This window comes from uncultured Holdemanella sp., assembly GCF_934772795.1.
Classification (GTDB): Bacteria; Bacillota_I; Bacilli_A; order Erysipelotrichales; family Erysipelotrichaceae; genus Holdemanella.
In genome coordinates, this window is sequence record NZ_CAKVMR010000123.1 from 1 (window position 1) to 1,812 (window position 1,812).

The 1,812-nt window shown below is 42.1% G+C and carries 1 protein-coding gene; it reads right to left on the bottom strand.

Features of this window, described 5'->3' with window-relative positions; genetic code table 11:
• Positions 1-41 precede the first annotated feature (41 nt).
• Positions 42-1,812: ATP-binding protein (locus Q0F04_RS11800; RefSeq protein ID WP_295753530.1), on the bottom strand; the 1,771-nt coding region annotated here is incomplete at its 5' end.

Consider the following 1,812-nt stretch of genomic DNA (forward strand, 5'->3'; position numbering starts at 1 on the left):
CCTGCTTTTCTCTGCTGCACATTTTTGGGGGGCAGACCCCTTCATATCCGCATATACTTTGCTATCACCGGTAAAAGTACATTCATATCAATTGGTTTTGCCACATGATCATTCATTCCCATTGATATTACCTTCTGCTTGTCCTCTGCGAAGGCGTTTGCTGTCATTGCAATAATGGGGATGGAGGCTTTCTCATCATCTTTCATTCTGCGTATCCTGGCTGTAGCGTCATATCCATCCATCACCGGCATCTGAATGTCCATAAGAATCATATCATAATATCCGGGAACTGCTTTCTCCAGCTTATCCAGACACTCTGCTCCATCCTTCGCACGATCTACAACGATCTTTTCTTCCGCAAGTAGTTCTATCGCTATCTCTGCATTCAGATCATTATCCTCTGCAAGAAGAATACGTTTTCCTTCCAGCTTTTCTAATACATCTGGCTGTTCAGATATCTGATCCCTATATACATCCGCTTCTGATGCCATATCAAAAGAAATATCTACCGTGAATTTTGTCCCGACACCTTGCGTGCTTTCTACCTGGATACTTCCTCCCATCAGCTCAATCATGGATTTTACAATAGGAAGACCCAGTCCTGTACCCGCGACCTTGTTCTCTGTGGTTGTATGCTCTCTGGAAAATTCTTCAAAGATATGTGGAAGATATTCCTCACTCATGCCAATGCCTGTATCTTCACAGGTAAAAATAAACCGGACTTTCCGGGGATCCTCTGAATCTTTCTCATATATCTTTACATGAACTGCATGCCCATCGGATGTATACTTTATTGCATTGCTGATAATATTCAGCATTATCTCCTGAAGTTTCACTCTGTCACAAAAGATAAACGTGTGATATACATCCAAATCTGTCGAATACTGCAGGTTCTTCTTCCTTATATCTTCCTCAAATACTGTGTTTACTGTATGAAATACTGTGTTTATATCCTCAGCTTTCAGCTGCAGCGCTGTAGTACCGCTTTCAATACGGGCTATCTCCAGGATCTGGTTAATGATCGTCATCAGCAGATTTCCAGAAGAACAGATTTTTCCCAGATATTCCTTTGCCTTTTCCTCGTTCTGAAGATTCTTTTCCAGTAATCCGGAAAAACCTATGATCGCATTCATTGGCGTCCGGATATCATGGCTCATATTAAACAAAAATCGCGTTTTTGCTTCATTGGCACTTTTTTCCAGTTCCGCTACTTTCTTAAGATCAGAAGCATATTGTTTTTCTTTGTGTTTTTTGCTGGAGATCTGATAATAAATTGTAGCGACCAATAATGAAAATATACAAGAAGCGGCAATGGCGAGAAGCCAGTATGAAACCGGGATCCACCCATTCGAAGGCACAATATCAAAATACCATGTATTATTCGGGATTTCACATTCTATCGTCAGGCTGTCTTCCGGCATATCCTCCTGACTTCGGGCAAGAATAACCTTATCTTCACTGCTTCTGTCATATGACCAGATCTTATAACAGAAATCCGCCTCACTTAAGGATTTCAGATTTATATCACTCATGAAACGATCCCAGTCGATTACCTGGAGAACAAATCCCCAGAAACTACTTCCTCTGGAATCATCGGTTCGATAAACCGGTTTAAAAAGTAATGCTCCGGTTCCACCCTGCTTTAACTGATAGGGGCCGCCAAGTGTATACTCCCCGGTTTCCTTAGCCAGAATTGCATCTTTTTTCCGTTCATGTTCCCCCAGTACATCCAGCCCAAGAGCCTCTGAATTTCCCTGCATAGGGTAGATTTCGGTTATAATTCCTTCCGGCGCCAGTTCAAACGCCTTTACC